This is a genomic window from Nitrosovibrio sp. Nv4, assembly GCF_900215485.1.
In the GTDB taxonomy this organism is placed as follows: domain Bacteria; phylum Pseudomonadota; class Gammaproteobacteria; order Burkholderiales; family Nitrosomonadaceae; genus Nitrosospira.
This window is the reverse complement of sequence record NZ_OCMZ01000002.1, coordinates 854,654-881,440: the sequence shown is the minus strand read 5'-3', so window position 1 is coordinate 881,440 and position 26,787 is coordinate 854,654. Positions and strand designations below refer to the sequence as shown.

General features: G+C 53.3%; 26 protein-coding genes. 18 read left to right on the top strand and 8 right to left on the bottom strand.

All coding sequences use genetic code 11. From position 1 onward, the window contains the following. Nucleotides 1-6 precede the first annotated feature (6 nt). The 6 genes from accD to CRO05_RS12175 all read left to right on the top strand — a co-directional run bounded on the left by accD (nt 7) and on the right by CRO05_RS12175 (nt 6,508). A complete protein-coding gene (gene accD, locus CRO05_RS12200; protein ID WP_097067419.1) occupies nt 7-876 on the top strand; it encodes an acetyl-CoA carboxylase, carboxyltransferase subunit beta in 870 nt (289 codons plus the stop codon). Between the two features lie 37 nt (nt 877-913). Then, complete coding sequence (folC, locus tag CRO05_RS12195; RefSeq protein ID WP_097067418.1) at nt 914-2,245, top strand: bifunctional tetrahydrofolate synthase/dihydrofolate synthase; 1,332 nt, start codon at nt 914-916, stop codon at nt 2,243-2,245. Between the two features lie 16 nt (nt 2,246-2,261). Further along, nucleotides 2,262-2,921, top strand: coding sequence for an SPOR domain-containing protein (locus CRO05_RS12190; RefSeq protein ID WP_159462738.1), 660 nt, complete (start codon nt 2,262-2,264; stop codon nt 2,919-2,921). A gap of 56 nt (nt 2,922-2,977) precedes the next feature. Next, nucleotides 2,978-3,499 carry a CvpA family protein gene (locus CRO05_RS12185; protein ID WP_235001427.1) on the top strand — a complete coding sequence of 174 codons (522 nt, stop codon included), beginning with the start codon at nt 2,978-2,980 and terminating at the stop codon, nt 3,497-3,499. A 137-nt stretch (nt 3,500-3,636) separates the two neighbouring features. Then, nucleotides 3,637-5,157 carry an amidophosphoribosyltransferase gene (gene purF, locus CRO05_RS12180; RefSeq protein WP_097067416.1) on the top strand — a complete coding sequence of 507 codons (1,521 nt, stop codon included), beginning with the start codon at nt 3,637-3,639 and terminating at the stop codon, nt 5,155-5,157. Between the two features lie 172 nt (nt 5,158-5,329). Continuing rightward, nucleotides 5,330-6,508, top strand: coding sequence for an O-succinylhomoserine sulfhydrylase (locus CRO05_RS12175; protein ID WP_097067415.1), 1,179 nt, complete (start codon nt 5,330-5,332; stop codon nt 6,506-6,508). A 174-nt stretch (nt 6,509-6,682) separates the two neighbouring features. Here CRO05_RS12175 and CRO05_RS12170 read toward each other — a convergent pair whose 3' ends face one another. The 6 genes from CRO05_RS12170 to CRO05_RS12145 all read right to left on the bottom strand — a co-directional run bounded on the left by CRO05_RS12170 (nt 6,683) and on the right by CRO05_RS12145 (nt 11,772). Next, nucleotides 6,683-7,498, bottom strand: coding sequence for a M48 family metallopeptidase (locus tag CRO05_RS12170; protein WP_097067414.1), 816 nt, complete (start codon nt 7,496-7,498; stop codon nt 6,683-6,685). A 79-nt stretch (nt 7,499-7,577) separates the two neighbouring features. Next, nucleotides 7,578-7,793 carry a hypothetical protein gene (locus CRO05_RS12165; RefSeq protein WP_097067413.1) on the bottom strand — a complete coding sequence of 72 codons (216 nt, stop codon included), beginning with the start codon at nt 7,791-7,793 and terminating at the stop codon, nt 7,578-7,580. Between the two features lie 486 nt (nt 7,794-8,279). Continuing rightward, the gene (locus CRO05_RS12160) at nt 8,280-8,771 is read right to left on the bottom strand and encodes a peptidylprolyl isomerase (protein WP_097067412.1); all 492 of its coding nucleotides are present in this window, start codon (nt 8,769-8,771) and stop codon (nt 8,280-8,282) included. 52 nt (nt 8,772-8,823) lie between these two features. Then, nucleotides 8,824-9,420 (bottom strand): peptidylprolyl isomerase, encoded by a 597-nt coding sequence (locus CRO05_RS12155; RefSeq protein ID WP_097067411.1) that lies wholly within the window; start codon nt 9,418-9,420, stop codon nt 8,824-8,826. A 46-nt stretch (nt 9,421-9,466) separates the two neighbouring features. Then, entirely contained in the window at nt 9,467-10,753 is a 1,287-nt protein-coding gene (locus CRO05_RS12150; protein WP_235001426.1) for a murein L,D-transpeptidase family protein, read from the bottom strand. Continuing rightward, nucleotides 10,720-11,772, bottom strand: coding sequence for a tetratricopeptide repeat protein (locus CRO05_RS12145; RefSeq protein WP_097067409.1), 1,053 nt, complete (start codon nt 11,770-11,772; stop codon nt 10,720-10,722). The genes CRO05_RS12150 and CRO05_RS12145 overlap by 34 nt, the downstream gene beginning before the upstream one ends. Nucleotides 11,773-11,858: 86 nt before the next feature. Here CRO05_RS12145 and cysS point away from each other — a divergent pair, with 86 nt between their 5' ends. From cysS to CRO05_RS12090, 11 genes are all read left to right on the top strand, one after another. Next, a complete protein-coding gene (gene cysS, locus CRO05_RS12140; protein WP_097067408.1) occupies nt 11,859-13,250 on the top strand; it encodes a cysteine--tRNA ligase in 1,392 nt (463 codons plus the stop codon). 497 nt (nt 13,251-13,747) lie between these two features. Then, nucleotides 13,748-13,990 carry a hypothetical protein gene (locus CRO05_RS12135; protein ID WP_235001425.1) on the top strand — a complete coding sequence of 81 codons (243 nt, stop codon included), beginning with the start codon at nt 13,748-13,750 and terminating at the stop codon, nt 13,988-13,990. 154 nt (nt 13,991-14,144) lie between these two features. Further along, nucleotides 14,145-14,867 (top strand): EI24 domain-containing protein, encoded by a 723-nt coding sequence (locus CRO05_RS12130; RefSeq protein WP_097067407.1) that lies wholly within the window; start codon nt 14,145-14,147, stop codon nt 14,865-14,867. Between the two features lie 31 nt (nt 14,868-14,898). Further along, nucleotides 14,899-16,665, top strand: coding sequence for a hypothetical protein (locus CRO05_RS12125; RefSeq protein ID WP_097067406.1), 1,767 nt, complete (start codon nt 14,899-14,901; stop codon nt 16,663-16,665). A gap of 157 nt (nt 16,666-16,822) precedes the next feature. After that, the gene (locus CRO05_RS12120) at nt 16,823-17,398 is read left to right on the top strand and encodes a DUF488 family protein (protein WP_097067405.1); all 576 of its coding nucleotides are present in this window, start codon (nt 16,823-16,825) and stop codon (nt 17,396-17,398) included. Between the two features lie 89 nt (nt 17,399-17,487). Further along, a complete protein-coding gene (locus tag CRO05_RS12115) occupies nt 17,488-17,952 on the top strand; it encodes a hypothetical protein (protein WP_097067404.1) in 465 nt (154 codons plus the stop codon). Between the two features lie 236 nt (nt 17,953-18,188). Beyond that, entirely contained in the window at nt 18,189-19,316 is a 1,128-nt protein-coding gene (locus tag CRO05_RS12110; RefSeq protein ID WP_369831625.1) for a DNA recombination protein RmuC, read from the top strand. Between the two features lie 12 nt (nt 19,317-19,328). Further along, the gene (locus CRO05_RS12105; protein ID WP_097067403.1) at nt 19,329-20,087 is read left to right on the top strand and encodes a zinc-dependent peptidase; all 759 of its coding nucleotides are present in this window, start codon (nt 19,329-19,331) and stop codon (nt 20,085-20,087) included. Next, the gene (gene glk / locus CRO05_RS12100) at nt 20,084-21,106 is read left to right on the top strand and encodes a glucokinase (RefSeq protein ID WP_339389684.1); all 1,023 of its coding nucleotides are present in this window, start codon (nt 20,084-20,086) and stop codon (nt 21,104-21,106) included. Before CRO05_RS12105 ends, glk begins: the two co-directional genes overlap by 4 nt. A 152-nt stretch (nt 21,107-21,258) precedes the next feature. Then, the gene (gene greB / locus CRO05_RS12095) at nt 21,259-21,888 is read left to right on the top strand and encodes a transcription elongation factor GreB (protein ID WP_097067402.1); all 630 of its coding nucleotides are present in this window, start codon (nt 21,259-21,261) and stop codon (nt 21,886-21,888) included. A gap of 6 nt (nt 21,889-21,894) precedes the next feature. Next, nucleotides 21,895-22,725, top strand: coding sequence for an RNA methyltransferase (locus CRO05_RS12090; protein WP_097067401.1), 831 nt, complete (start codon nt 21,895-21,897; stop codon nt 22,723-22,725). 46 nt (nt 22,726-22,771) lie between these two features. Here the strand turns inward: CRO05_RS12090 and CRO05_RS12085 are convergent, their stop codons facing one another. Together CRO05_RS12085 and acs are read right to left on the bottom strand one after the other, a co-directional pair. Beyond that, entirely contained in the window at nt 22,772-23,782 is a 1,011-nt protein-coding gene (locus CRO05_RS12085) for an MBL fold metallo-hydrolase (protein WP_097067400.1), read from the bottom strand. 26 nt (nt 23,783-23,808) lie between these two features. Beyond that, nucleotides 23,809-25,776, bottom strand: a complete 1,968-nt coding sequence (acs, locus tag CRO05_RS12080) for an acetate--CoA ligase (protein WP_097067399.1) — start codon at nt 25,774-25,776, stop codon at nt 23,809-23,811. Nucleotides 25,777-26,331: 555 nt separating this feature from the next. On the opposite strand from acs, the gene rimP reads away from it, so the two are divergent. Beyond that, a complete protein-coding gene (gene rimP / locus CRO05_RS12075; RefSeq protein WP_097067398.1) occupies nt 26,332-26,760 on the top strand; it encodes a ribosome maturation factor RimP in 429 nt (142 codons plus the stop codon). Nucleotides 26,761-26,787: the final 27 nt, after the last annotated feature.

Genomic DNA, 26,787 nt, shown 5'->3' with positions numbered 1-26,787 from the left:
CAATCTATGAGCTGGTTTCAGAAACTTCTTCCGCCGAAAATCAAGCGCAAGGAAAGTGGCGAAAAAAAGGCAGTACCCGAGGGGCTGTGGAGCAAGTGCGCATCCTGCGAAGCGGTGCTTTATTATTCCGATCTGGGAAACAATCTCAACGTCTGCCCCAAGTGCAATCATCACAACCGTATTTCCGGCCGAGTGCGCATGGATCTGTTTCTTGACGCCGAGGGACGTCATGAGATCGGCCGGGAAGTTCATTCTCTGGATCCGCTCAAATTCAAGGATAGCAAACGCTATATTGACCGGTTATCGGAGGCAAAAAAAGAAACTGATGAAGATGACGCCCTGGTAGTGATGCAAGGCAGCGTCAAGACCGTACCTTTGGTGGCAGCGGCATTCGAATTCGGTTTCATGGGTGGCTCAATGGGCTCGGCGGTGGGCGAGCGCTTTGTGCGTGGGGTACAGACGTGCGTCGAGCAGCGCCTGGCTTTTGTATGTTTTGCCGCCAGCGGTGGCGCGCGTATGCAGGAAGGGTTGCTATCGTTAATGCAAATGGCCAAAACAACGGCGGTGCTTACCCAGTTGAGCCGGGAACGGCTGCCGTTTATCTCGGTGCTGACAGACCCCACCATGGGCGGAGTATCGGCCAGTTTTGCTTTCATCGGTGACGTGGTAATCGCCGAACCAGGGGCGCTGATTGGATTTGCGGGCCCGCGTGTTATCGAACAGACGGTGCGGCAAACCCTGCCGGAAGGGTTTCAGCGCGCCGAATTCCTGTTGGAACATGGAGCGATAGATATGATAGTGGATCGGCGGCGTATGCGCGACAAGATCGCCAACCTCTGCACATTGCTGATGCGCGCCTCTCCGCCGGCATCTTGACGTCTCCTCAAATTCAGGCCGGGGTATGGCGATGGGAATGAACGTGCCCCATCCGGAATCCAGAACGCTTTCCGATTGGTTGCTCTGCCTCGAAAGCATCCATCCCAGGACTATCGAGATGGGACTGGAGCGAATAAGCCGCGTCAGGGCCGAGTTGGGTCTTGTTCCCTCGTTCCCCATCATTACGGTGGGCGGCACTAATGGGAAAGGATCTTCCTGCGCCATGATGGAGGCAATTCTAAGCAACGCAGGATATCGCGTGGGCTGCTACACCTCACCGCATTTATTGCGTTACAACGAACGGGTGCGGATAGGCCGCCAGGAAGCAAGCGACGAAGCGTTGTGTAATGCCTTTCAAACGGTCGAATCGGCACGAATCCGCAGCGATGTTACTCTGACTTATTTCGAGTTCGGCACGCTGGCGGCGATGCAATTGTTCAGCCAGGCCGAAGTGGAGATCGCGATTCTGGAGGTGGGACTGGGCGGGCGGCTGGATGCGGTTAATATTTTTGACGCCGATTGCGCGGTGCTCACCAGTGTGGACTTCGATCATATGGATTATCTGGGCAACACCCGCGAGGAAATCGGGTTCGAGAAGGCGGGTATTTTCAGAAGCGGAAAAGCCGCGGTCTGCGCAGAACCGGATATCCCTGAAAGTGTGTATCGTCATGCGAATGCGAGCGGTGCAAATTTAATGCGTATCGGCGAACACTTCGGGTACTCCGCCGGTATTGATGCAGCCGGATGGAGTTATTGGGGGAGCGGCGTAAAGCGCCACGCGCTTCCCTATCCTGCCTTGCGAGGGACCTATCAGCTGCGCAATGCCAGTGCCAGTCTGGCTGCGCTGGATTCTATCAGGGATAGTATGCCGATTACAATGAGTGACATACGCCAGGGTTTGCTTGACGTGGTATGGCCGGGGCGGTTCCAGGTATTGGCTGGGCGGCCGGTAACCGTCCTCGACGTGGCGCATAATCCGGGTGCCGCGCATGCATTGGCTTCGAGCCTCGACAGCGTGGGGCGCTATCAAAAAACTTATGCCGTATTCGCAATGCTCAAAGATAAGGACATCGTTGGCGTAGCGCGGGCGCTTGGGAGTAGAGTGGATATATGGCTGGCGGCGGGCATCAGTGCGCCACGCGGCGCTACGGCCGATGAGGTGGCGCAGGCCTTGGAAGAGGCGGGTGTAGTGAAGGAAGGGGGAGAGGAGGCGATGCACCGATTTCCCGATCCTGCCGCAGCTTATGCATTTGCCTGTGAGCAGGCAACCAGAGATGATAGAATTTGCGTTTTCGGCTCATTCCATACCGTGGCGGAAGTATTGCGGTACCAGAATACGCGGCACCGGAAAACGGTTGAGCACGGTTAGAATCAAGCAAGTTCAAATGGCAAAGACCGTCAGCGAAGAAGAAATTCAGCTAAGGAAACGCGCCAGAAGGCGCCTCGTCGGTGCAATTACGCTGGTGATCGCAGCGGTTGTAATTCTGCCGATGGTACTCGATAGCAAACCAGAGCAGCGAAGCCACGAGATTGACATTCGCATACCTTCCGAAGACTCGCCAGGCGAACTTGCTCCCGAAACCGTCCCCACCACAGAAGCACCGGTTACAGCCATCCCCGGAAACTCTGCTGCAACTGGAATACAACAGGAAGATCAGATAGCTTCCCGGTCATCAGCAAAACCTGCCCAATCCTTGAAGGAATCCGTAAAGAAGCAGGATGCTGTTACGGAAGGGCGAAATTCCGAGCCGAAGGTTGAATCAGGAACTGCCAAAACTGGCGTAGCTACCGATGATGCCAGCCTGTTTGTCGTACAATTGGGCGCTTTTTCCGACCCGGTAAAGGCGAGGCAACAGCTGCAAAGCCTGATATCGAAGGATATCAAAGCGCAGACGGACGCCAAGGCCTATACTGAAACGGTTAAGGCTGGCAAGGGGGAAATAACGCGTGTGCGCTTGGGCTCTTTCCGTACACGCGAGGAAGCGGAAAGTACACGCGAGAAACTGAAGAAATTGGGATTCGAAGGCGTAGTGACAGAGAAATAAGCATCATGATGAGATTACCCAACAGGCAAAAGGCACACCACGCTTTGTAAGTTTTCATGTTTACGGATGACTTGACGATCTTCGACTACTCCGTCCTTGCCATACTGGTTCTATCAGTTTTGCTGAGTGTGGTGCGGGGTGTAGTGCGTGAGATATTATCGCTGGCTGGCTGGGTCGTTGCATTCATGGTGGCGAATTCCTTTTCAGCCGCATTGGCGCCAATGCTGCCTTCCAGTATCGCAGGCGAATCACTTCGTTTATTGCTGGCATTTGCCGCTTTGTTTCTTTCGGCATTGCTGGCAATGGGCCTGATTACCATGTTGATGTCGGCTTTGGTAAGAACCGTGGGGCTCGGATTTACCGACAGATTCATGGGTTCATTGTTCGGTTTTGCGCGTGGTTTGTTGGTAGTGTTATTGATGGTACTGGCTGCGGGATTCACCGCCTTGCCCCAGGAGCCGTTCTGGAAGAAAGCCGTGCTGAGCAAGCCGCTGGAAACAGCGGCGATGATGGTGATACCCTGGCTGCCGCAGGATCTGTCAAGTCGCATCAGCTATGTGAAACTGGAGCGTGAGTAGCAGCGGATGGGCCGTCCGGGTAAAGTAAACGCGGGCCGGAAAAACTTATTCTTCTGTGCCAGTGTATAAACATCCGGGAAATCTCTTTACCGTTTTTTGTGTAGCGTTAACCTAAGCGATCTTTGCGGAGCGCAATCATGTGTGGAATTCTGGGTCTTGTTGCACAAACCCCTGTCAACCAGTTGCTATACGACGGACTGCTGGTGCTGCAACATCGGGGGCAGGATGCCGCCGGCATCGTTACCGCCATGGATAATACTTTTCATATGCACAAGGGCAGCGGGATGGTGCGGGATGTGTTTCGCACCCGGAATATGCGTGCTTTGCTTGGCAACATGGGCATTGGCCATGTGCGGTATCCTACCGCCGGCTCCGCCGAATCGCCGTCGGAGGCACAGCCGTTTTATGTCAACTCGCCATTTGGCATCGTGCTTGGGCATAACGGCAATCTCACGAATGCCGCACAACTCAATGAGGAGTTGTTCCGGGAGGACCTTCGTCACGTCAATACCAATTCGGATTCAGAAGTATTGCTCAACGTACTGGCCCACGAGTTACAAAGAAGCACGAAAAACCATCAGCTCGATCCCGCTGCCATTTTCGCGGCAGTATCGCGGGTGCACCAGCGCTGCCGGGGCGCCTACGCAGTGGTAGCGATGATTGCAGGATATGGCTTGCTTGCGTTTCGCGATCCTTACGGCATTCGTCCGTTGGTGTTTGGTTGTGCCGAGACCGAGCATGGGATGGACTACCTCGTGGGCTCCGAGAGCGTGGCGCTCGATACACTTGGTTTTAAGCTGGTGCGCGATGTGGCGCCGGGGGAAGCGATTTTTATCGACGAGAGCGGTAATTTTTATAATAAACAATGCGCCGACAACCCAACGCATAATCCTTGTATTTTCGAGTATGTTTATTTGGCGAGGCCGGATTCCGTGATAGACGGTATTTCGGTATATGAAACCCGGCTTAACATGGGTGAGAGTCTGGCTGACAAAATTGCCGCAACCATGCGGCATCTGGACATCGATGTGGTGATACCCATTCCCGATTCGAGCCGTCCCAGTGCCCTGCAGCTTGCCAATCGTCTGGGATTGAGCTTCCGTGAGGGATTCGTCAAGAACCGCTATATTGGACGGACCTTTATCATGCCGGGCCAGCAACAGCGGCGCAAATCGGTTCGGCAGAAACTCAATGCCATGAGCGTTGAATTTCGCGGTAAAAATGTACTGCTGGTGGACGACTCGATCGTGCGCGGCACCACTAGTCGTGAAATTGTGCAAATGGCGCAGGAGGCCGGCGCCCACAAGGTATATTTTGCGTCCGCCGCGCCACCGGTGAGATATCCAAACGTTTACGGGATTGATATGCCGACGCACCAGGAACTCATTGCTACAGGCCGGAACGAAGATGAGATCTGCCGGGAGATCGGGGCCGACCACCTTGTATACCAGGATATCGATTCCCTCATAAAAGACGTGTGCCGAGTCAATCCATCAATTACTCATTATGAAACTTCATGTTTCGATGGACGTTACATTACCGGGGATGTCACGGCGGAGTATCTGGCTATTCTTGAGGCGCAACGCAGCGGGGGAGTGCCCATGTCACGAGTTCGGTCCAGCACCCAGCTGGACTTGAATCTCGTGACAGCCGATTAACGGGGATTTGACAAAAACGATTACCGGGCGTAACTTAATTACGAGTGTTATTTGACATCATCTTGCATGCGCCGATTTGATATTCAGCTTGCGGGCGCGTTATAAATTCGGCTAAAGCGGGAAAAAACCCGTTTTAGCGAATGCTGGACGGGTTTTTTTGAAGGAGATTCGCATGTCTGATGATTTTGAGCTGGAAACCCTGGCGTTACACACGGGAATTCACCGCAGCCAATTCAATGAACACTCGGAGGCCTTGTTCCTTACCTCAAGTTTCGTATTCGATAGCGCTGCTCAGGCTGCCGCACGCTTTTCCGATGCCGAGCCGGGCAATATCTATTCGCGTTTTACCAACCCCACAGTCACAGCTTTCCAGGAGCGGCTAGCCGCGCTGGAAGGGGCGGAAGCCTGTGTGGCCACTTCCTCCGGTATGTCAGCCATCCTCGCCTGTGTGATGGGGCTTCTTTCCGCTGGGGATCACATCGTTGCATCGCGCAGCCTGTTCGGCGCGACAGTGAGCCTGTTCAACAATATCCTCAAACGTTTCAACATCGACACAACGTTTGTTTCCGCCACGGACCTTGCGGCATGGGAGGCGGCGGTGAAACCTGGCACAAAACTGCTGTTTATAGAAACGCCGTCGAACCCGCTTACTGAAATTTCGGACATCGCCGCGATTGCCGCCGTGGCAAAAAAAGTGGGCGCATGGCTTGCAGTGGATAACTGCTTCTGTTCCCCGGTGCTGCAGCGGCCGTTGGATTTGGGCGCCGATCTTGTGATTCACTCGGCGACCAAATATCTTGAGGGCCAAGGGAGGGTGTTGGGCGGTGCGGTCCTCGGCAGGCGTGACCTGGTGATGGACAAAGGAATATTCGGCTTCCTGCGCACTGCCGGGCCGAGCCTGAGCCCCTTCAATGCGTGGGTAATTCTGAAAGGAATGGAAACTCTCAAAATTCGTATGGACGCCCATTCCGCAAATGCCCTGCAAATTGCTCGCTGGCTGGAAGCACAGCCCAGCGTGGCGAGAGTTCATTACCCTGGCTTGCCTTCGCATCCTCAGTATGAGCTCGCCAAGCGCCAACAGAAAACCGGCGGCGGAATTGTCTCATTTGAGCTGAAGAATGGAAAAGAGGCGGCATGGCGAGTGGTGGATTCTGTTCGCCTGATTTCGATCACCGCCAACCTGGGCGATACGAAGAGCACACTTACCCATCCCGCCACTACTACCCATGGCCGTATCAGTCAGGAAAACCGGGATGCTGCGGGGATCACCGACGGTTTGCTGCGTATTGCGGTCGGGCTGGAAGCGGTGAGGGATCTCCAGGCTGATTTGGCAAGAGGGCTGAACGCGTAATAACGATGCAACGGCGTATTTACGCTCGTCGTATCGCAGATCGCATACCGCGACTTTGGCCTATGCCTGGTGATTCAATTGCTTTGTCGGAAAACTTGTCTTGCAGCAAAGTAGAAATCACAACGCTATCCGAACCGCATCAGGTTTTACACAACCTGCAATGGTAATTCAGCTTCAGCGGCGCGTAGCTTCATAGAGCGGCATAACGGTTGGCAACAGGGACTCAACCTGCTGGACCCGGGTTGAGTCTGCGGGATGGCTGCTCAGGAATTCGGGTAGCTGCCCGCCGCTCTTGGCATTCATCATTTTTTGCCACAATGTCACCCCCGCACGCGGATTGTAGCCCGCGCGGGCGGTTAGTTCTAGACCGATACGGTCCGCCTCGGCCTCGTCGGTACGGCTAAAATGGGTCGCGATAAAGGCTTGATAGCCAATGCCGGCAAGGTCGGCTGCGGTCTGACTGAGGCCAAACACTGCGGAGCCTACCCCCAGCGCTGTCTGCGCAGCGATTGCCTGCGATACCTGCTCACGCGAGTGTTCGCGTAGCGCGTGGGCGATTTCATGACCCATCACAACCGCAATTTCCTCATCTGTGAGTTTAAGCTGATTGATCAGTCCCGAATAAAACATGATCTTGCCACCAGGCATGCAGAAAGCGTTGAGCTGATTGCTGTCGATTATATTGACTTCCCACTTCCAGCCGGGCGCATCCTTTCGGAACACGGCTGTCTGCGGTTCGATCCGGCGGGCTATCGCCCGCACCCGCTCCAGCATCTTTTTATCCTTATTCAATTCACCCTGCTCCGCTGCTTCCGACTTCAGCTGGTTATAGCCTTGCGCGGCCGTTTGCTCCAGTTGTTCGGAGGATATGAGCAACAGTTGAGAGCGGTCTGCACCGACCGCACCGCCCGTAGTGGTCGTCGCGCACCCTGTTAGAATGACTAAACAGAGACTAACGGATACTGCTGTAAGGAAGCGAAAAGTGGACATGATTTTTCCCCAATGACAGAATTAGAAATTCTTCCCGTGATCAGCACCTTTTATTCGATTGCTCAAGAGCGGTTGTACATCACCCTCGCCCGATAATGTTGCCTTCAACGGCAACACCGTGTTCTTCCTCGTGTTCGGTACTCGTTGCCCGGCTGGGTGCTCTGGCATGGGAGGAGTACCGGCAGAGATACTTGATTAAATCATAGCTGATAAATGCGAACAAAACTATGCCTGAGCCAGGTGCTGTATACCGGACATCGGCCAGGTCTTTGAATACCTGTTGGGATATCGGCATGTCGGCATGTCGGCATGTCCGCGCTCGGATTGCCGCAGTAACAATTTTTACCGATTTGACGGTAAGGCGACAATCCGGTCCGGGTTTAGTAACCCATAACGTCTGTGCTGCGGGAGGCCAAGAGCCGCCTCAGGCATCAGGCAACCCCCTTCGTACTGCCTGGAGTCAACAACACGCATAATGATGATAGACAAAGGCGAGGATGTTTCGACTATTTGATGTTCTGGCCCATGGACTGGATAGTTGTGCTTACAATTGGGAGTGGGAGCTCCCCCAGCTGTCAACATCAGTCGCTCCTACCCGGCATCGAGAACGAGTTTGAGCCTATACCCCTCGAATCGGGAAGCAGTGCTCTCAGAAGCCCTCAATGAAGGTGAGCCCCATACCACGCACTTCGCGTTTTCATGCCGATCTATACCGCTGGCGAACCAGGGCTCCCAGTGGCGATGTTAGTGATGTGCCTAAACCGCCGTGTCACGAATCCTCTTAAACTACTTCCGCCTTCTCCAATATAACGTTTTCCAGCGGCACATTCTGATGACCGCCTCGGTTGCCCGTCTTCACTTGTCTGATCTTGTCCACCACATCCTGGCCTTCCACCACCTTGCCGAACACGCAGTAGCCGAACCCCTGGGAAGTGGGTGAGCTGTAATCAAGAAAACTGTTGTCTGCCACATTGATAAAAAACTGCGCAGTGGCAGAGTGTACGTCGGATGTGCGGGCCATGGCGACAGAATATTTCTCATTTTTCAGGCCGTTGGCAGCCTCGTTCTGAATCGGAGCACGAGTCGGTTTCTGATTCATATCCGGCTCGAATCCACCGCCCTGGATCATGAAACCGTCAATAACCCGGTGAAACACCGTATTATCATAATGTCCGCTTTTTACATATTCGATAAAATTCTGAACGGTTAACGGGGCTTTTTCGTTATCGAGTTCCAGCGTGATGAGGCCGTGATTGGTGTGCAGTTTGATCATGTTTTTCCTTGTCTGGCGGCTTAATTTTACCAATTTACCGATGGGCTAATTATCAATGTGCTGCATCGGGCGAAGGCTCTGTTGTAACGCGTTTTATTTTTTCAATGACTACAGTCACGTTAGGCACATCGGATGGGAAGGGGCCCGCCGGTCCTGTGGGCGCCTCAGCAATCCTGGTGACAACTTCCATTCCTTTTACGACTTTTCCAAACACGGTATAGCCATATCCCTGGGCTGTACGTGCAGTATGATTGAGAAAAGCATTATCGGCGACGTTAATAAAAAATTGTGCCGACGCTGAATGAGGGTCCGACGTACGAGCCATCGCAATGGTCCCGGTCTCATTCCTGAGGCCATTAGCTGCCTCGTTCTCGATGGGTGGTCTTGCCGGCTTTTGTTTGAGCGTCTTTTCGAACCCGCCCCCCTGGATCATGAATCCCGAGATGACACGATGGAATACCGTCCCAGTATAGTAGTCATCCTTTACGTAGCTCAAAAAATTTTGCACCGTTTTAGGCGCCTTATCGGGGTAGAGCTCCACCACTATACTACCCAAATTGGTCTTTATTTCAACCAGCGGATTGGCGGCGTAAGTGGCGGCGCTAAAGAAAAGAAGTGAGAACACCGCGAGAACTTTATTGATGGGCATGGGGGTTTCCTGTAAGGGGAAAAAGAATAAATGATGAACTTAACGGCTATATCGCGCTTTCATAGATAATTTTCCACGGGCCTTTTTTGTTTTCCCTCATCCAGTATTGACGTTTTTTTATTCTGTTTGAAAGGTTGTTACTGGAATATTCCTGGTCGAAATTGACGACCATCAGATCGTCTCTTCCAGGATAAAGAAACATGCCGATATTCCTGATTCCTACTTTGATCCAGTTTTTGGCGGAATTGACCTGGCGTTTGTGCTGCGACCATTCCGCCAGATTCCGGTTTCCACTAAAAAAATCCTGTCCGTAGTTTCCGATATAAGCCTCGATATTTCCGCTTTCCCAATCACGCCGCCAATTTTCCAGGTGCTTGATCAGCTTGCTGCGCAGGACGGCTGTGTCGTCCGGCTTTATCCACTCTATTTTGTCACTTATGATCACCGGCGTTATGCCAACTTGCAGTCGCTTAGCCACAGTTTGCAAATCCTCATTGGCAAGCACTACGCAGCCGTCGCTGGCACGCGGTGGACGGCTGTAAGTATCCGAAGGGGTTCCGTGAATCCAGATGCCGAAACCGCTGCGTCCGTTACGCCTGTCCCATTCATTAGGATAGTTGATGGGAAATGCCGCCCCGCCATAAAAATCAGTAAGTTTCTCCCGGGGTACGTTAGCGGTCACAAAATAAACGCCAATCGGGGTCTTCTTGTCTCCTTCCTTCAGTTTTTGCGACCCGTTCTTGCCGCTGCTGATGTAATAATCAGCGAGATAGCGGGGCCGGCCACCCACATTCTCGTATATATACAACCGGGATTTGCCGGTATCGGCAATGATCGCATAGTTCTGTTCTGGCGGCATTTGCACAAGATACTTGGGCGTCATATTACGTGAAACGGGTTCCCGGTGGTGCTGCACTCGGGCTAGCGCTTCTTCGCGTAAATCAGCAATGTGCTGTTGCGAGAGCCCGGCAGTATCGCCCATGTTACTGATCGGGCGCGAGCGAGCCAGCAGCAGATCGCCTTTGATCAGGTGGGCAAGTCGAAAGTTGGGGTTGGTCTTGAGTAGTTGTTCGACTCCGCTCAACGCGGAATCCATGCGGCTCTCCGTGATTTCCTCCAGGCTTTTGACGAGCAGCGTTTCCGGTCCGGTCACGGATTCAGGTAAAGTCAAATGATCGTTGGCCAGTGCGCCAGAGGCCAGGAGGCCGAATGCGGCTATTACCGACGTGAGAATCGTAGCTGTAATAAATAATCTGCTGTATTCAGGGCGTTTATGAGTAATCAGGCTGTCGGCCGATTTCATCGCCCGACCCGTTCCTGCTGTATCAGCCATTTTTCCCCTGTCTTGACCATCTCAAGTGTTTTGGCCGTATTACTCTTGATCGAATCGGAGTGATAGGACTGTTTGAAACTTACCTTGGCATGGGTAGCGTCAGTAAAGCTGACTTTGGGACTGGCGATGGCGACATGGATGGATTTTGGTTTGCCGATGCGCTCCCGGCGGGTTTTTTCCCAAGCCGCGCGCGATGAGACGCCATGAGGACGAAAGCTGCTTGCATAGAATGCAAGATATGCAGCGGTATCCTTATCGGACCAGGCCTTGGCCCAGGCGTCCACAGTCTTGATGATCTCATCCGAGTTGTCCCGAACCAAGGGGGTTTCCTCAGCCGGTTTTTCAGCAACGGCGGACTTTTCGGTCTCGGGCTTCTCCACTTTTTCTTCGGACTGCTCCGGCGTTTTTCCCGTCGCTTTTTCCGGAACGGTTGCCGGCGAATTGACGGCCGGCGCCGAGGAAACAGACGGGGGTGCGGACGCGGTTTGTATTTCTCTGGATTTACCTGTGAACAAGTCTTTGATCATTGCGAGTTTGGTCTGCGCAGCGGCATTATCCTTGTTCAGTTGTAATGCCTTGCCATACGCCTGACTTGCCATTTTTGCATAAATGTCACCGAGATTCTCATGCGCCGTAGCATAGCTTGGATGGGTACGTATCGCCGCTTCGAGCGCACCCTTGGCCTTGTCATATTGGCCCTGGCCGGCATAAAGTACCGCGAGGTTGTTATGCGGCTCGGGCAGATCCGGATATTCTTCCGCGAGTGAAGAAAATATACTGATGGCGTCGGCAGTCTTCTTTTGCTCGGTAAGTATCAGGCCTTTATTGAAGCGCATTTGTGCATCCTTTGGCTTGAGGGCGAGGTATGCATCTGCCTGTTCCAGCGCTTTGGCCAGATTGCCCTGCTTGTAGAGCTTGGCAACTTTATCGTTTTCGTCGGCGAGTGCGGCGGAGCTCGACAGCAGTAGCAGCGCGGCGGCTATGGATGCGCTTATCCGGCGAAAGTCCAGCGTTTTCATTGTGCTATACTGCTCCGATTTTTGTTGGGTTATCCAGAATCCTGGGGATTCTACCAAGAAGCCTATCCATATCACAATCTCGCCAGATGCTCAAAATCCATAACTCGCTCGCCAGGGAAAAACAGGACTTTATCCCTCTGAATCCAGGCAAGGTCAAAATGTATGTCTGCGGCATGACTGTCTACGACTATTGCCATCTGGGTCACGCACGGATGATGGTGGTATTCGATATGGTACAACGCTGGCTTCAGGCGAGTGGTTTTGACGTTACCTACATTCGCAATATAACCGATGTTGACGACAAAATTATCAAACGTGCACAGGAAAACAATGAGTCCATCGAAGCGTTGACCACGCGTTTTATCCAGGCTATGGAAGAAGACGCCGCCGCGCTTGGTGTGGCCGCGCCTTCGTGTGAGCCGCGAGCTACCCGGCACGTGGAAGACATGATTGCCATGATCCGCATTCTGGCGGATAAGAACCTCGCTTACGCGGCTTCCAACGGCGATGTGTATTATGCCGTACATAGATTCCCCAGGTATGGAAAGCTTTCCGGAAAATCACTCGATGATCTGCGCGCGGGCGAGCGAGTAATCATTGATCCCAACAAAAATGATCCACTGGATTTCGTGCTATGGAAAGCGGCCAAACCCGGTGAACCGCAATGGGACTCGCCCTGGGGTAGGGGACGCCCCGGTTGGCATATCGAATGCTCGGCGATGGGCGAGCGTTATCTGGGCACACACTTCGACATACATGGGGGTGGTCAGGACTTGCAGTTTCCTCATCATGAAAACGAGATTGCACAAAGTGAAGGCGCGCATGATCATCCTTTCGTCAACTACTGGATGCATAATGGTTTCGTGCGCGTCAACGATGAAAAGATGTCCAAATCGCTGGGCAATTTTTTTACCGTGCGCGAAATTCTTGCCCGCTACCAGCCGGAAGTGGTGCGTTTCTTTATCCTGCGTGCCCATTACCGCAGCCCGTTGAATTATTCGGATCAGCATCTTGACGACGCCAAACGTGCGCTTGATCGGCTTTACACCTCCCTGAAAAGCGGTAAAGCCGGCGAAATTGTGGCAGCGATAGATTGGATAGATTGGGATGGGCCCTACGCATTACGGTTCCGGGAAGCGATGAACGATGATTTCAATACATCCGATGCGATAGCGGTACTGTTTGATATTGCCAACGAGGTCAACAAGACCGCGTCACCGAAGGATATCGAATTGATGAAAGCGCTGGGCGGCGTGCTGGGGTTGCTGCAACAGGATCCACAGCAATATTTGCAGGAGGGCGGATTGGCAGGAGATTCTGCATTCCCGCCGGAACGCATCGAGCAGATGATTCAACAGCGTCTCCTTGCCCGAGCGGACAGGAATTATAGCGAAGCAGACCGCATTCGCAAGGAATTGCTGGATGTCGGGATTATCCTGGAAGATGGCTCGCAGGGCACGACCTGGCGGCGGGATTGAATTTCCTTTTCTTCGGGAGTCATAGCATGGAGAAAATGTGATAACAAATAGAATATAGAAAAGAACGCGCTATTAATCAGACCTTTAATAATCTATCTTTACTACCTTCTGTTTCTCGCCCGCACGAAATCCCTGCTGATTCGCACGTGCCAGTTTACGCCTCGCTGCATTACGAGATAAACCCCATCAGATTTTTCTTGCTCAAACGTGTACCGCTTGGGCCGGTATTCACGATCCCGGCTTGTCATGGAGAGTGAACGCTGCGCCAAAGTGCATTTTCCGCAAGACCTCCCTCATTGCTGTTTTTGCTCCATCCGTCCATTCGTCTCCAGCTAAGCCCATCAAACGATAGCGCTTTTCCTACAGGCTTGTTAAATTCCCGAGGCCACTTCTAAGGCTTATGATAGCCTCTATCTTCTGGAGCTGATTGATAGAATAGGCTATGACAGTTTTTCTGTTCTATCCGAACATAAAGGAGATCTGAAAAATGGAGTTGCATGTTAAAAGAACAGATTTTTCTGAACAGAGTACGTACGATTGGCGAAATGCCGGTGGATGGCAAGTTTGAGTGCTGCACGCTGGAGGATAAAGTAAGACCCGTCAAGATAACGGGGGCATACTGGGTGGCGAGACAAAAGAGGAAAATTTTGTCGGTCGGAGCAAATCGGACTCTTAATCGATTGTTCGAAAAAATGAAGGCAGCATCTGAGATCAAAAAAATATTTATAGAGATAGTCTAAGCTATGGATAAGGAATGCGTAAACCGTGTGAGGAATGTATTGGAAAAGAATGGGCGGGTCATCATCGAACTCAAGGGGAGCATTTTAATTTTCAACTGCTGTAAAGGTTGAGCCTACATTTACCGCCGAGAAGAAGTTTAAGAAAGGAGAATGCGTGGCCCGAGTATTCGAAGCGTTTTCGCGCGGTTTTCGTGATTTGTTCCAGTTTCAGGTCTTGTGGATCGTGATCTGGCCCATGTTGGCAGCGAGCTTGTTGTGGTTGATTCTGGGTGTGACATTCTGGAGTACTTTCTCAGGATGGATAGCGAGCGGCCTTACGGCGATCGGTATTCAAACCTGGCTGGAAGGCGTGGAACCGAGATGGATCGCGTATGGAATTCAGGCGGTTGCGCATCTGATTCTGTTTGTGCCGCTGGTTTTTGTTACAGCGCTGGTGATTACAGCGCTATTTGCAATGTCCGCGCTAATTCGTCTGGTGGCCAATCGCGATTATCCGCAGCTTAAACGCGAGAGTGGTGGCGGTCTCGTTGGCAGTCTGCTCAATGCTTTGATCGCTCTCGGCATCTTTGTCGCAATTTGGGCGGTCACCCTTCCCTTGTGGTTGGTCGGCGCTGGCGTGGTCATCCCATTTGCCGCTACCGCTTATCTGAATCAGCGCCTGTTCCGCTATGATGCACTGAGTGAACATGCCAGCCGCGCGGAAATGCAGGCGATATTTTCCGCTCATCGGCCATCACTGTGGGGCTTGGGGCTTTTGACCGGCCTGGTACAATTTATACCATTTTTAAACCTGTTCGCACCGGTGCTGGCCGCGCTTGCCTTCATTCATTTCGGCTTGGCGCGCTTGGCGGAACTGCGTAATCCAGCTATCCGATAGCAAACTAACGGTTGTCAAGGAGGTAACGCCCATGCAAACCCATATTCGTCATTTCACGATGCTGGGATTAGTGCTGGCGATGAGCGGCGTTACCGCTACGTTTGCCCAGACGGAAGAGCCGGCTTCGGCAACCAGGGGGCGAGCTCATGCGCATCAAGATCAGACGAACAAGTCCGATGCCGGCAGTGAAGCCGCTCCAAAGCTGCTAAACCTTGGCTCCCATACATTTCCGGTCAGTACGCAAAACAAGCTGGCGCAGCAGTACATGAACCAGGGGCTGAACCTCTCGTACGCATTTAACCATGCCGAGGCAGGCCGTGCCTTCCGGGAGGCGGCACGGCTTGACCCTTCGCTGGCGATGGCTTACTGGGGGCAGGCACTCGTGCTCGGCCCCAACATCAATGCGGCAATGGAACCAGAAGATGAGATGCCGGCGTTGGAGCTTGTGCGAAAGGCCGCGTCGCGGGTGGCAGGTGCTTCGCCACGCGAGCGTGCGCTCCTCGGCGCGCTCGAGAAGCGTTATAGCGGCAATCCCGAGCATCGCAAGGCTAACGATAAGGCTTACGCCGATGCGATGCGGGATGTGCACCGGCGTTTTCCGAACGACCTGGATATTGCCATGCTCTATGTAGAGTCGATGATGGACCTCCAGCCCTGGGGCTACTGGATGCGCGACGGCTATCCGTTTGAGGGTACCGCTGAAATAGTCGCACTTACGGAGGAGGTGATGCGGCGCAATCCGAAACATCCGGGGGCGGTACACCTGTATATCCATCTCATCGAGCCGACCGATACACCCGAGCGGGCTGAGAAGGCAGCCGATACGCTGCTAACATTAATGCCGGATGCAGGGCATCTGGTACACATGCCGTCGCACATTTACCTGCGGGTGGGCAGATATGCCGATGCAATAAAAAGTAATCAGCTCGCCATTGCGGCTGACGAGAGGTATTTCTCGCAGCGTCATGCTCGGGATCAGGCGTCGCAGGAACAGGAACTTTATCCGGTAATGTATTTTACCCACAACATGCACTTTCTCTGGGCTGCCGCTACCGCGGACGGCCAGAGCCGTACTGCGATAGCGTCGGCGCAGAAGGTGGCGAGCATGATAGACGATGCCGTGCTGAAGGAGGTGCCGGGAACAGCGATATTTCGTGCCGTCCCCTACTGGGCCCTTGCAAGATTCGGGAAATGGAACGAGATTCTCCAGGAACCTGCGCCAACATCAACGAACGCGTTTCTGAAAGGCGCATGGCATTATGCGCACGGCCTGGCTTTTGCCGCCACGCGGCAGTTGCAGCAGGCTGAGCAGGAGTTGGCGGCGCTGCGGGAGATAATGAAGGATAAGTCGCTGGACGCAGCGCTCCTTTCACCCAACACCGCGCGCGCTGTTCTGAGCATTGGCCCCGAAGTGCTCGCCGGCGAGATCGCCGCGGCCCGGGGACAATTCGATTCCGCCGTCGCGCATCTCGACAGCGCGGTTCGCCTTGAAGATGCCTTGGCTTATACCGAGCCGCCGGAATGGCAATCGCCTCCGAGATTGACGTTGGGTGTTATTCTGCTGGAATCGGGGCGCCCAGCCGAGGCGGAGACTGTATATTGGGAAGAACTGCGGCGCAATCGTAATAATGGATGGGCGCTTTATGGTTTATTGCAGGCGCTTCGCGCGCAGGGCAAGGACGAGCGCGCAGCGCTGATCGAGGCGCGCTTCGAGAAGGCATGGACGAGGGCGGATGTGAAACTCGGCGCCTCGCGCTTCGGATGCATTGCAGCACCGCCGGCAGGAAAGGCGCAATAACAGTGGGTAAATTGCAAGGCTAGCATATGGCAGTATCCGCTCTCGTGAAACCGGATTTTGTCGGCATTCCGTAGAGCTGGTTTTCAAGTGGCTTGGAGTTTCCCATATCAGGTTTGCCGATACCACGAGCAGCAACTGAGCGAGCGAAGCAAACATTATGAAAAAGCATTCAGCACTGGAACCGTTGATATGCACGATCGGGCATTCGACGCATTCATTGGATGCGTTCGTCAGCCTGTTAACGATTAACGAAGTCACGCATGTTCTTGACGTCCGCACTATGCCGCGTTCCCGGCAGAATCCGCAATTCAACAAAGAAACCTTGCCCGGCTCCCTGCAAGCGGTTGGAATCAAATACACGCATCTACCGGGACTTGGCGGACTGCGGCACGCCCGGAAGGATTCGATCAACGGCGCCTGGCGCAACGCGTCTTTTCGAGGATATGCCGACTACATGCAAACGCCGGAATTCAGCGACAATGTGCAGGATGTCCTGGAGCTTGCTGCGCACGAGCGGTGTGCATTGATGTGTGCCGAAGCGGTACCATGGCGTTGCCATCGTTCGTTGATCGCCGATGCGCTTACATTGCGCGGTGCGAGGGTGGAAGACATCATCAACGCCCAGGGACGGAAGCTGCATTTGATGACGCCGTGGGCACAAACAGACGGCTTGAAGATTTGTTATCCTCCCCAAGCAACGGCAGCCGTGGGCGATAAGCAATCCGATAAGTAAGCAGTTTTACGAGTTGATGATTCAAGGTTAATTTTATCAATAACTAACTTAATACTAACAGTACTTAACAGCAAAGGAGCCGCACAATCATGAAAGTCACATGTACCCCGTGCGCAGCACTTATCGCTTTTGTCATGCTGACACCGCAGCACGTTATCGCATATGAGGACAGCCCATTGGGACAACAAGAGCCGGCAGCGCATCAGGCAAAACAGCGAGGACAGAAAAATGTTCCGCCAAAGCCATGGGAGTCGAGGCCGTGGGCGTCCGCTTCGGAAGAGTTGAAGCCCAAGGAATCGAGACCCTGGGAGTCCGCTTCGGAAGAGTTGAGGCCGAAGGAATTGAGACCGGGAGAGCGGCAAGCAACGGAGGAGAGGCGTCGTGTAGGCAGAAAAGCCCGGAAGGAGCGGCTTGAGAGAAAGAAGGAAAATACGGAAAATACGAAAAATACGGAGGAGCTTGGGGGATATCAGGATCGCCTTAAGCAACGCCAGGGTAAATGGCGGAGGCACCAGATGGAAAGCGAGCGGTACTATCCTGTAGGTATGAGATAGTTCGCAGACGGGGCATAATATCTTTCCGGATATGACCAGAGCGATGGGTTGCTTTCAGCGACTGCCAATGGATTAAAACAGCAGTCGCATGATTTATTAACCCAAAGACGAGCCAGCGCAGTGGAAGGCGCAAATAACCGGTCGTCCTTCTTGCTCGTCAACCTGTGCCGATCCAGCACGGACCGGTAAAAAAGGTGGACGCTCCCTAATCCCATTCTCCGGTATACTTTTATATCATGATGTCCGCAAACTTATTGATTATTACTTCTGCTGCGGTCCTGCTTGTCACGATGGCTTTTCTGGTGATCAGACTCGGCATGCTCTCAACCCTGGTGCGCAATCTGCTGGGACAGCAAGCGAAGCTGATGGAAGACAAGCATCGCGACATGCTCAAGGATTTGCACGAGGGCCTGGCCAATCAGGGTGAGCGGATATCAGGGACGCTCGGCAAAACTTCCGAGCAATTACGTGGGACGGTGGAAGCGCGATTAGACCAGATCAGCGGCCATGTCGCTGAACGGCTCGATGAAGGGTTCAGGAAAACGAATGAGACTTTCACCAGCGTCATGACGCGGCTCGCAACTATTGACGAGGCGCAGAAGAAAATAGACAGTCTTACCACCAACATGGTGAGTTTGCAGGAGCTTCTGGGGGACAAACGTTCCCGTGGCGCATTCGGCGAGGTGCAACTGGAAGCACTGGTACGCAACGTTTTACCGCCGGCTGCATATACGATGCAGCATACGCTTTCCAACGGCAACCGCGCGGATTGTGTGTTGCGGCTGCCGCCGCCAACCGGAATGGTCGCGGTTGATTCAAAATTCCCGCTGGAAAATTTCCATCGCATGTTTGATCGCCAGGCGGATGACGCCAGCCGGGCATTGGCCCAAAAGCAATTCAAGGCGGATGTGAAAAAACATGTGGATGACATAGCCAGCAAATATATAGTGCCACCGGAAACCTGCGATGGGGCGGTAATGTTTGTACCGGCAGAGGCGGTTTTTGCCGAAATCCATGCCTGTCAGTACGATGTGGTCGATTACGCCATGCAGAAACAGGTATGGATAGTTTCGCCTACAACGCTAATGGCGGTGCTGAATACAGCCCGGGCCGTGCTGAAAGATATTGAAACCCGCGAGCAGGTGCATATCATCAAGAACGAGCTCTTCAGGCTTGGCAAGGATTTTGCCCGCTTCGACGAGCGCATGAAAAAACTTTCCGATCATATTCGGCAGGCTAATCAGGATGTGGAAGAGGTTCATGTCTCGAGCCGCAAGATTAGCCAGCGCTTTGCCCGGATTGACGCGGTGGAACTGGAATCGCTGCAAGTGGAAACCTCTAGGCTGGAGCCCGATGATGACTGATTCCGAGTCTCAATGCTTTCCAATTTTAAAACCTGGTATCGCCGCCGCATCCTCAAGAATGATTCAATCCCTGATGATGTTTGGCAAAATGCGGTAGCGCGGCTGCGATTTCTGCGCAACCTGAGCCCCATTGAACTCGCGCGCCTGCGCGAATGCGCCATACTGTTCCTTCATGCGAAACAAATAAGCGGTGCGCATGGATTGATTGTCACCGATGAAATGCATGTGCTGATCGCAGCGCAGGCTTGTATTCTGATTCTGAATCTCGATCTGGATTATTACGATGGCTGGGTCGAAATTATCGTTTATCCGGGCGAATTTATTCGCGATTATGAGTATGTGGACGAAGATGGCGTGGTGCATCTCGGTAGTGAGCCGGCATCAGGGGAATCCTGGCTGGGTGGGCCCGTGATTCTCTCCTGGGAGGATACCGCCGCTGCTGGAACCGGGGTGGGCTATAACGTCGTGATACATGAATTTGCCCACAAGCTTGACATGCTGAATGGCGACGCCAACGGATTTCCCCCGCTGCATGCGGACATGAGCAGGCAGGCATGGAGCGAAGCATTCAGCAAAGCCTATGCGGATTTTTGCATGAGTATTGACGCAGATGAGGTGACAGAGGTGGACTCGTATGCGGCCGAGAATCCTGCCGAGTTCTTTGCGGTGATGAGCGAGGCTTTTTTTGAAACACCCTTGTCGGTAAAACTCCATTTTCCTCTGGTTTACGAACAGTTGGCGTTGTTTTATCGGCAGGATCCCGCACAATGATGGAGCGAACTTTGACCGGATACTTGATCAGTGGCGATATTGGCGGAACCAAGACCTTGCTGCAAGCATCGCAACTGCAAGACCGCAATGTTCAGGTGTGTTGCGAACGTCGCTATGCCAGCCGCGAGTATTCGAGCTTTTCGGACATTCTCAGGGATTTCCTGAATGATACATCGACGTTCGGAGCTGGCTCCAGTGTGGCCAGCGCCTGTTTTGCAGTGGCAGGGCCCGTCGCAAAGCAGGAGGTAACTCTCACCAACTTGCCTTGGGTGATGGATAAGGAGGACATCGCGAGAGAATTTTCCATTCCGAAGGTTAAACTCATTAATGATTTCGAAGCCGTGGCGCTGAGCGTTGAAGTCCTCTCCGTCAGCGATCTGGTGACGCTGCAAACTGGTAATCCTCATGCCGGGGGAATGCGAGTCGCGCTTGGTGCAGGTACTGGCATGGGGGGTGCGTGGCTAGTATGCCAAGGCGGCCGTTATATACCGTTAGCAAGTGAAGCCGGGCATATGGATTTCGCTCCCGCGGATGAGTTACAGGCCCGGCTACTGCAATATTTGCGGAAGATATTTGGGCATGTATCGGTCGAGCGGGTATTGTCCGGGCCGGGGCTGACGAATATTTTCAATTTCCTGCAAACCGATCTGAAGGGTCCTGCTGGGCTGGTGCAGGTGCGCCTTGAGGAGGATGGCGCGGCACAAGTCGCCGATCTCGCTTTCAACCACAGGCATCCAATCGCAGTGAAAGCGATGGATTTATTTGTTGAGGTTTATGGCGCTTATGCGGGAAATCTGGCGCTGGCGGGACTGTGTCGTAATGGCGTGTATGTGGCTGGCGGTATTGCGCCCAGAATTATCGGCAAGTTGAGGGAAGGCGGCTTCATGAAAGCATTTCTCGACAAGGGACGCTTTTCCTCATTGATGGGAGAGATGCCTGTGCACGTGGTGATGAACCCCAAAGCCGGATTGCTCGGCGCGACTGAGGAAGCGCGGCGGATGCTGGTTGAAAACGACTAGGGGGCCGTCATGTCACACGGGCGGGAACGAGGTATCCGGGATGTGCAAACACAGTATCGTAGGTTTTGGCTGGATTCCGGGTTGAGTCGTAATGACAAAATTCACGAATTTCTTGACGGATAGACAATTCATCGACTGGATCGGCAGTGTATATGAGTAAGGCATTTACCAGGGAAACCGAATCGGATAACGATCCTGGCGAAGAAAAGGCTGCCAGTTCCTCGCCTCCTTTGCCCACAGGTAGCAAGAACTACATCACCCCCGGAGGGCACAAACGGTTAATGGACGAGTTTCTGTGGCTGATGAATAAAGAGCGCCCCAATGTGACAGCTACGGTGTCATGGGCCGCCGCCAACGGTGACCGTTCGGAGAATGCGGATTATATCTACGGCAAGAAGCGTTTGCGGGAAATCGACCGGCGTATACGTTTTCTTACCAAACGGCTGGATATAGCCGAAGTCGTGGATCCTGCAGCACCGAGGGAAAATGACAATCAGATCTTTTTCGGTGCCACCGTTATTTTTGCCAATCAGAAAGGCGAGGAGAAAACAGTTTCTATCGTCGGCGTTGATGAGATCGATACCTCCAGAGGCTATATAAGTTGGGTTTCGCCGTTGGCGCGAGCGTTGATAAAAGCGCGGGAAGGCGATGTGGTGACACTGCATGCGCCAGGTGGAACTGAAGAGCTGGACATTCTGGAGGTCGAATATCGGACGATTCCGATGGAGCCGTTCGGGGAAACGGGCGGGGCTGAGGTGGATAGAGCTCACCCCAGTAGCTGATAGTTGATGAAATTTATCACTTCTCGCGATAATCCAATCTTCAGGCAACTGGTTAAACTGAAAGAATCAGCCAGGCAACGTCGGACGGCTGAGCAAACGCTACTTGACGGCGTTCACCTGATAGATGCCTACAATCTTGCGCTGGGACCGCCGCAAGCGCTTATCGTGAGCGAGTCGGGTCTTGAGAATGCGGAGATAAGGCGCTTGCAGGCGGAGCAGTCAATCAACGCAGGCACGGAGGTGGTGGTGCTGAGCGACGCCTTGTTTCGCGAGGTTTCTCCGGTAAAGACACCCATAGGTGTCATGGCGCTGATATCTATTCCCGAGTCGACCATCCTCATGTGTAAGGGAGGGAGGGGCGAAAGTTTTTGCGTGCTGCTCGAAGCTATACAAGATCCAGGAAACGTTGGTTCCATACTGCGTTCTGCTGTCGCTGCAGGCGCAAGTGATATCTACCTGTCCGATGGTTGTGCTGATGTCTGGTCGCCCAAGACGCTGCGAGCCGCGATGGGTGCGCATTTTTCAATTTGTATACACGAGCAATCCGATCTGGTGGAAGTCGCACGGGCATTTAACGGCAGGGTAATTGCCGCTTCCCTGAAGGCGAAAAATAGTCTTTATCAGACCCGGCTGACTGGGCCTGTCGCCCTGGTGTTCGGTAATGAGGGAATGGGCCTGTCGGATGCGATGCTGCAAGCAGCCAGCGAACAAATCAGCATTCCCATGCAGGGTCGAACAGAGTCATTGAACGCTGCTGCTGCGGCGGCGGTGTGTTTTTTTGAGAGGGTGAGGCAGATAAAACAGCCGGAGTGTAGCACTTGGTTTCGGGTTTCCTAATTCCGCCAGAGTTCGATTCACGCGGCTTTCGACACTGCAAGTCATTTCAGCCTGCACGTGTCTGTTCCAACCAGTTCTCCAGACCCTGCGCATTAAGCTCGACATCCAGGCTTAGCAAATTTCGAATCTCTTCCTCCGGCAATTTGCAGCTGTGTGCGAGTACTTGTTGCAACAACAGTTCTCCAAGTTTCTCTACCAGTGCCGCGTGCCGGTTGGGAACGTGATTCTGCAACTTCCTGGCTATCGACACATGCGCATCGATCAAATCGTGCATCTCGATCGCGTGGCGCGGCAAATTGCCGATGCGGCCGTAATGCGTCAGAAAGGCGTATGAGGGGTTGTAGCTCATGAGCCGGTCCAGTGAGGCGTGCAATGCTACGGGGTCGAACTGTACCGGAGTGGTGGTGGGAAATACGAACTCCATGCCGTCCACGTCGAATTCACGATAGGAAATTCCAAAAGTATCTCCGGTGAAAAATGACCGGTATTGCTGGTCGAAGATACAGTAGTGATGGCGTGCATGGCCCGGCGTATCGAGGAATAGTAATGGGCGACCGTTGAAATCCAGACTGAACCCATCTGGCGCTTCGATAATGCGGTTTGCGTCCACCGGACGGATGGCTCCGTATATGCGTTTGAATTCGGCTTCCCCATAAACCGTCATTGCACTTGCGATGAGCCTGGCGGGGTCGGCCATATGCCGAGCGCCGCGCGGATGCACTACCAATTTTGCGTTGGGAAAATGATGCATGAACTCTCCCGCGCCGCCTGCATGATCGAGATGTATGTGTGTGACAAATACATAAGTCATATCGTCGGGGGCAAGATTCTTTCTTCGCAGCGCTTCCATTACGCCAGCAACGGAAGATGAGGTTCCGGTATCTACCAGCGCCGCTTTGCCGCCTTCGACGATGAGGTGAATCGCAGCCAGCCCCTGGCGCAAATAATCCGCGTCAATGGCACTGATGCCATTTTCGTAATCGGTAACGCGGGGCCGGGCTGGCTGGGTGGAAGGGGTTGCAAGCGCTTTCGCAGGGCGAGACAAGTCGTCATCCATAAAACAATAAGGTCTGATTTCAGGAATTATGCTATCGGTTGCTTCAGTTGCTCGAGAATTGCGGGGTTTTCCAGTGTAGAAATATCCTGGGTCAGTTCCTCGCCCCTGGCCAAGGTGCGCAGCAGGCGCCGCATGATTTTACCGGATCGGGTTTTTGGAAGATTGTCGCCAAAGCGGATCTCATCAGGTCTGGCAATGGGACCGATTTCCGTCGACACCCAGTTACGCAATTCTGCCGCGATATCGTGAGCGCTCTCGCCTTGCGGACGTGCGCCCTTAAGCACCACGAACGCGACTATTGCTTCGGTTTTGATCTCGTCGGGTTTGCCCACCACTGCCGCTTCCGCGACCAGAGGACTAGCCACCAGCGCGGATTCGATTTCCATGGTTCCCAAACGGTGGCCGGAGACAGTAAGCACGTCGTCAACGCGTCCCATGATCCAGAAATAGCCGTCGGAATCGCGATTGGCCGAATCGCCCGCCAGGTAATACTTCCCGCCAAGCTCTTCGGGGAAATATGTTTTCCTGAAACGCTCCGGTTCGCCCCACAGTGTGCGCGCCAGGGAGGGAAACGGACGTTTAATGACAAGAAAACCTCCCTTGCCGTCAGGTATGTCTTGTCCCGCTTCGTCCACGACTGCGGCCACAATGCCGGGCAATGGCAAAGTGCAGGAACCGGGCTTGAGCGGTACGGCGCCAGGCAGGGGAGCGATCATGTGAGAGCCCGTTTCTGTCTGCCACCAGGTATCCACTACGGGACAGCGGGATTGGCCAACGACGGTGTAGTACCACATCCATGCTTCCGGATTGATCGGTTCGCCTACCGAGCCTAGCAGGCGTAATGATGAAAGATCGTATTTTCCCGGAAAATCCGGCCCGAGTTTTATAAGCGACCGAATTGCGGTCGGTGCGGTGTAAAACACCGTAACCCGATGGTCCTGTATCATTTTCCAGAAGCGGCCGGCGTCGGGATAGGTGGGAACCCCTTCGAAGATGACCTGTGTAGCCCCTAGCGCCAATGGACCATACGTAACGTAGCTATGCCCGGTAACCCAACCCACATCGGCTGTACACCAGAAAACATCGGTGGGCTTGTAATCGAAAACCCATTTCATGCTCGTGATTGCGCCTAGCAGATAACCTGCGGATGAGTGCTGCACGCCCTTTGGGTGACCGGTGGAACCTGAGGTGTAGAGCGTGAACAGCGGATGTTCGGCATTGAGCCATTCCGGCTCGCAAGTATCATTCTGGTCCCGGGTCAGTTCGTGCCACCAGACGTCGCGCGAGACCTGCAACTGCGCACTGCCGTTACCACGTTTATAGACCACGACGGATTTCACCGAATCGGTTTCCCCCCTTGCCAGCGCTTCATCCACCACGGCTTTCAATTGGTTAATCTTGCCGCCGCGCCACTGCTCGTCGGCGGTGATAACAGCCACCGCTCCTGCGTTGAGGATCCGTTCGTGCAGGCTTTTGGCGGAGAAACCGCCAAATACCACTGAATGAGTAGCGCCAACGCGGGCACACCCCTGCATTGCTACCACGGCTTCAATGCTCATCGGCATGTAGATAACCACACGGTCACCTTTCCTGATACCCAGCGCCTTGAGTCCATTGGCAAACCGACATACCCGGCGATGGAGATCGCGATAGGTGGAACGGGTAATGGCGCCGTCATCCGCCTCGAAAACGATTGCAGTTTTGTCCGGTTGAGTGGCGAGATGGCGGTCGAGGCAGTTATAAGAAACGTTCAGTTCACCATCGTCAAACCACTTTAGAAAGGGATGATTTGTTTCATCCAGCACCCGAGTGAACGGTTTATGCCACAATATATGTTCTCTCGCCAGTTTTCCCCAGAACGCGGGAAGATCTTTTTCTGCTTCTGCGCAGAGGGCATGGTAAGTTTCCATGCCGGACACATTAGCTTGTCCAATGAACGCCGCGTCGGGCGGGAATATGCGAGTTTCATGCAAGATCGACTTGATCGTGGCCACGGGTACCCTCCGGTTAATTGTTTTTGGGAATCGTGAAATTGTATCACTCGACGATTCCCTGCATGAAAATTGCATCAGGCCATACGGAAGAATCTTTGATTGGGCTACATGTAGTACCGCAAGGAGGCATGAATAGCCTGGGGCAAAAACCCGGGTGGCAGATTTTTTACGTGCCGCAACTGGCTTCGAAATCGGATTTGCGACACGTCTGATAGCGAGCGTAACCGGAAAAGTATCGGCTAACGCAACCATTTATAATTATGAACCTCTTAGTAATGGGAGTAACGTTTCGATATTTGCGGCAGGGGCGCCAGGATACTTCGCAATTGGACGCCCAACAGTGAGGGAGGCGGATACAAATGGTAATGGCCATCCGTCGCCAGAATCCTGGAAGGGGGAGTGCCCTGAAATTTTGGCGGGGCGCAATCCATGTGTTCGCCGTGGTTCGCGCAGGGAGTTTCCTGGCAAGCATCTATTTCATTAATTATAAATTTTTGCTAAAATAGCCATCGACTATGGGCTCTTTTTAGCCCATTTTTTGTTTGTGTCAATGCTATGGATCTGTATGAATTACTCGACTCGACTCTGGCGGGACTGGGCTACGAGCTGGTTGAAGTGGAGCGGTCATCCCGAGGGAGACTGTTGCGGGTGTTTATCGACAAATCTGATGGTGTCGGTGTAGATGATTGTGTCGCGGTCAGTAATCATCTGAGTCGGCTGCTTGCGGTTGAGAACATCGATTACGATCGGCTGGAAGTATCATCGCCCGGCTTGGACAGGCCACTGAAAAAGGTTTCGGATTTCATCCGTTTTGCGGGAGAGTCGGTTAAACTGAGGTTGCGTGTAGGGTTACAGGGTCAGAGGAATTTTGTCGGAATCCTGCGTGAAGTGAATGATGGCGTGTTGAAGCTGGAAGTGGACGGAAAAATGCTTGATCTCGAGTTGAATAATCTTGAGAAGGCTCGTCTGGTTCCAAAATTGTGATTATCCGAGGAATTGGCTGGAGGTAAC

Coding starts and splice junctions, on each gene's coding strand:
- accD (WP_097067419.1), top strand. CDS start 7: ATGAGCTGGTTTCAGAAACTTCTTCCGCCGAAAATCAAGCGCAAGGAA.
- folC (WP_097067418.1), top strand. CDS start 914: ATGAACGTGCCCCATCCGGAATCCAGAACGCTTTCCGATTGGTTGCTC.
- CRO05_RS12190 (WP_159462738.1), top strand. CDS start 2,262: ATGGCAAAGACCGTCAGCGAAGAAGAAATTCAGCTAAGGAAACGCGCC.
- CRO05_RS12185 (WP_235001427.1), top strand. CDS start 2,978: ATGTTTACGGATGACTTGACGATCTTCGACTACTCCGTCCTTGCCATA.
- purF (WP_097067416.1), top strand. CDS start 3,637: ATGTGTGGAATTCTGGGTCTTGTTGCACAAACCCCTGTCAACCAGTTG.
- CRO05_RS12175 (WP_097067415.1), top strand. CDS start 5,330: ATGTCTGATGATTTTGAGCTGGAAACCCTGGCGTTACACACGGGAATT.
- CRO05_RS12170 (WP_097067414.1), bottom strand. CDS start 7,498: ATGTCCACTTTTCGCTTCCTTACAGCAGTATCCGTTAGTCTCTGTTTA.
- CRO05_RS12165 (WP_097067413.1), bottom strand. CDS start 7,793: ATGCCGATATCCCAACAGGTATTCAAAGACCTGGCCGATGTCCGGTAT.
- CRO05_RS12160 (WP_097067412.1), bottom strand. CDS start 8,771: ATGATCAAACTGCACACCAATCACGGCCTCATCACGCTGGAACTCGAT.
- CRO05_RS12155 (WP_097067411.1), bottom strand. CDS start 9,420: ATGCCCATCAATAAAGTTCTCGCGGTGTTCTCACTTCTTTTCTTTAGC.
- CRO05_RS12150 (WP_235001426.1), bottom strand. CDS start 10,753: ATGGCTGATACAGCAGGAACGGGTCGGGCGATGAAATCGGCCGACAGC.
- CRO05_RS12145 (WP_097067409.1), bottom strand. CDS start 11,772: ATGAAAACGCTGGACTTTCGCCGGATAAGCGCATCCATAGCCGCCGCG.
- cysS (WP_097067408.1), top strand. CDS start 11,859: ATGCTCAAAATCCATAACTCGCTCGCCAGGGAAAAACAGGACTTTATC.
- CRO05_RS12135 (WP_235001425.1), top strand. CDS start 13,748: ATGTTAAAAGAACAGATTTTTCTGAACAGAGTACGTACGATTGGCGAA.
- CRO05_RS12125 (WP_097067406.1), top strand. CDS start 14,899: ATGCAAACCCATATTCGTCATTTCACGATGCTGGGATTAGTGCTGGCG.
- CRO05_RS12120 (WP_097067405.1), top strand. CDS start 16,823: ATGAAAAAGCATTCAGCACTGGAACCGTTGATATGCACGATCGGGCAT.
- CRO05_RS12115 (WP_097067404.1), top strand. CDS start 17,488: ATGAAAGTCACATGTACCCCGTGCGCAGCACTTATCGCTTTTGTCATG.
- CRO05_RS12110 (WP_369831625.1), top strand. CDS start 18,189: ATGATGTCCGCAAACTTATTGATTATTACTTCTGCTGCGGTCCTGCTT.
- CRO05_RS12105 (WP_097067403.1), top strand. CDS start 19,329: ATGCTTTCCAATTTTAAAACCTGGTATCGCCGCCGCATCCTCAAGAAT.
- glk (WP_339389684.1), top strand. CDS start 20,084: ATGATGGAGCGAACTTTGACCGGATACTTGATCAGTGGCGATATTGGC.
- greB (WP_097067402.1), top strand. CDS start 21,259: ATGAGTAAGGCATTTACCAGGGAAACCGAATCGGATAACGATCCTGGC.
- CRO05_RS12090 (WP_097067401.1), top strand. CDS start 21,895: ATGAAATTTATCACTTCTCGCGATAATCCAATCTTCAGGCAACTGGTT.
- CRO05_RS12085 (WP_097067400.1), bottom strand. CDS start 23,782: ATGGATGACGACTTGTCTCGCCCTGCGAAAGCGCTTGCAACCCCTTCC.
- rimP (WP_097067398.1), top strand. CDS start 26,332: ATGGATCTGTATGAATTACTCGACTCGACTCTGGCGGGACTGGGCTAC.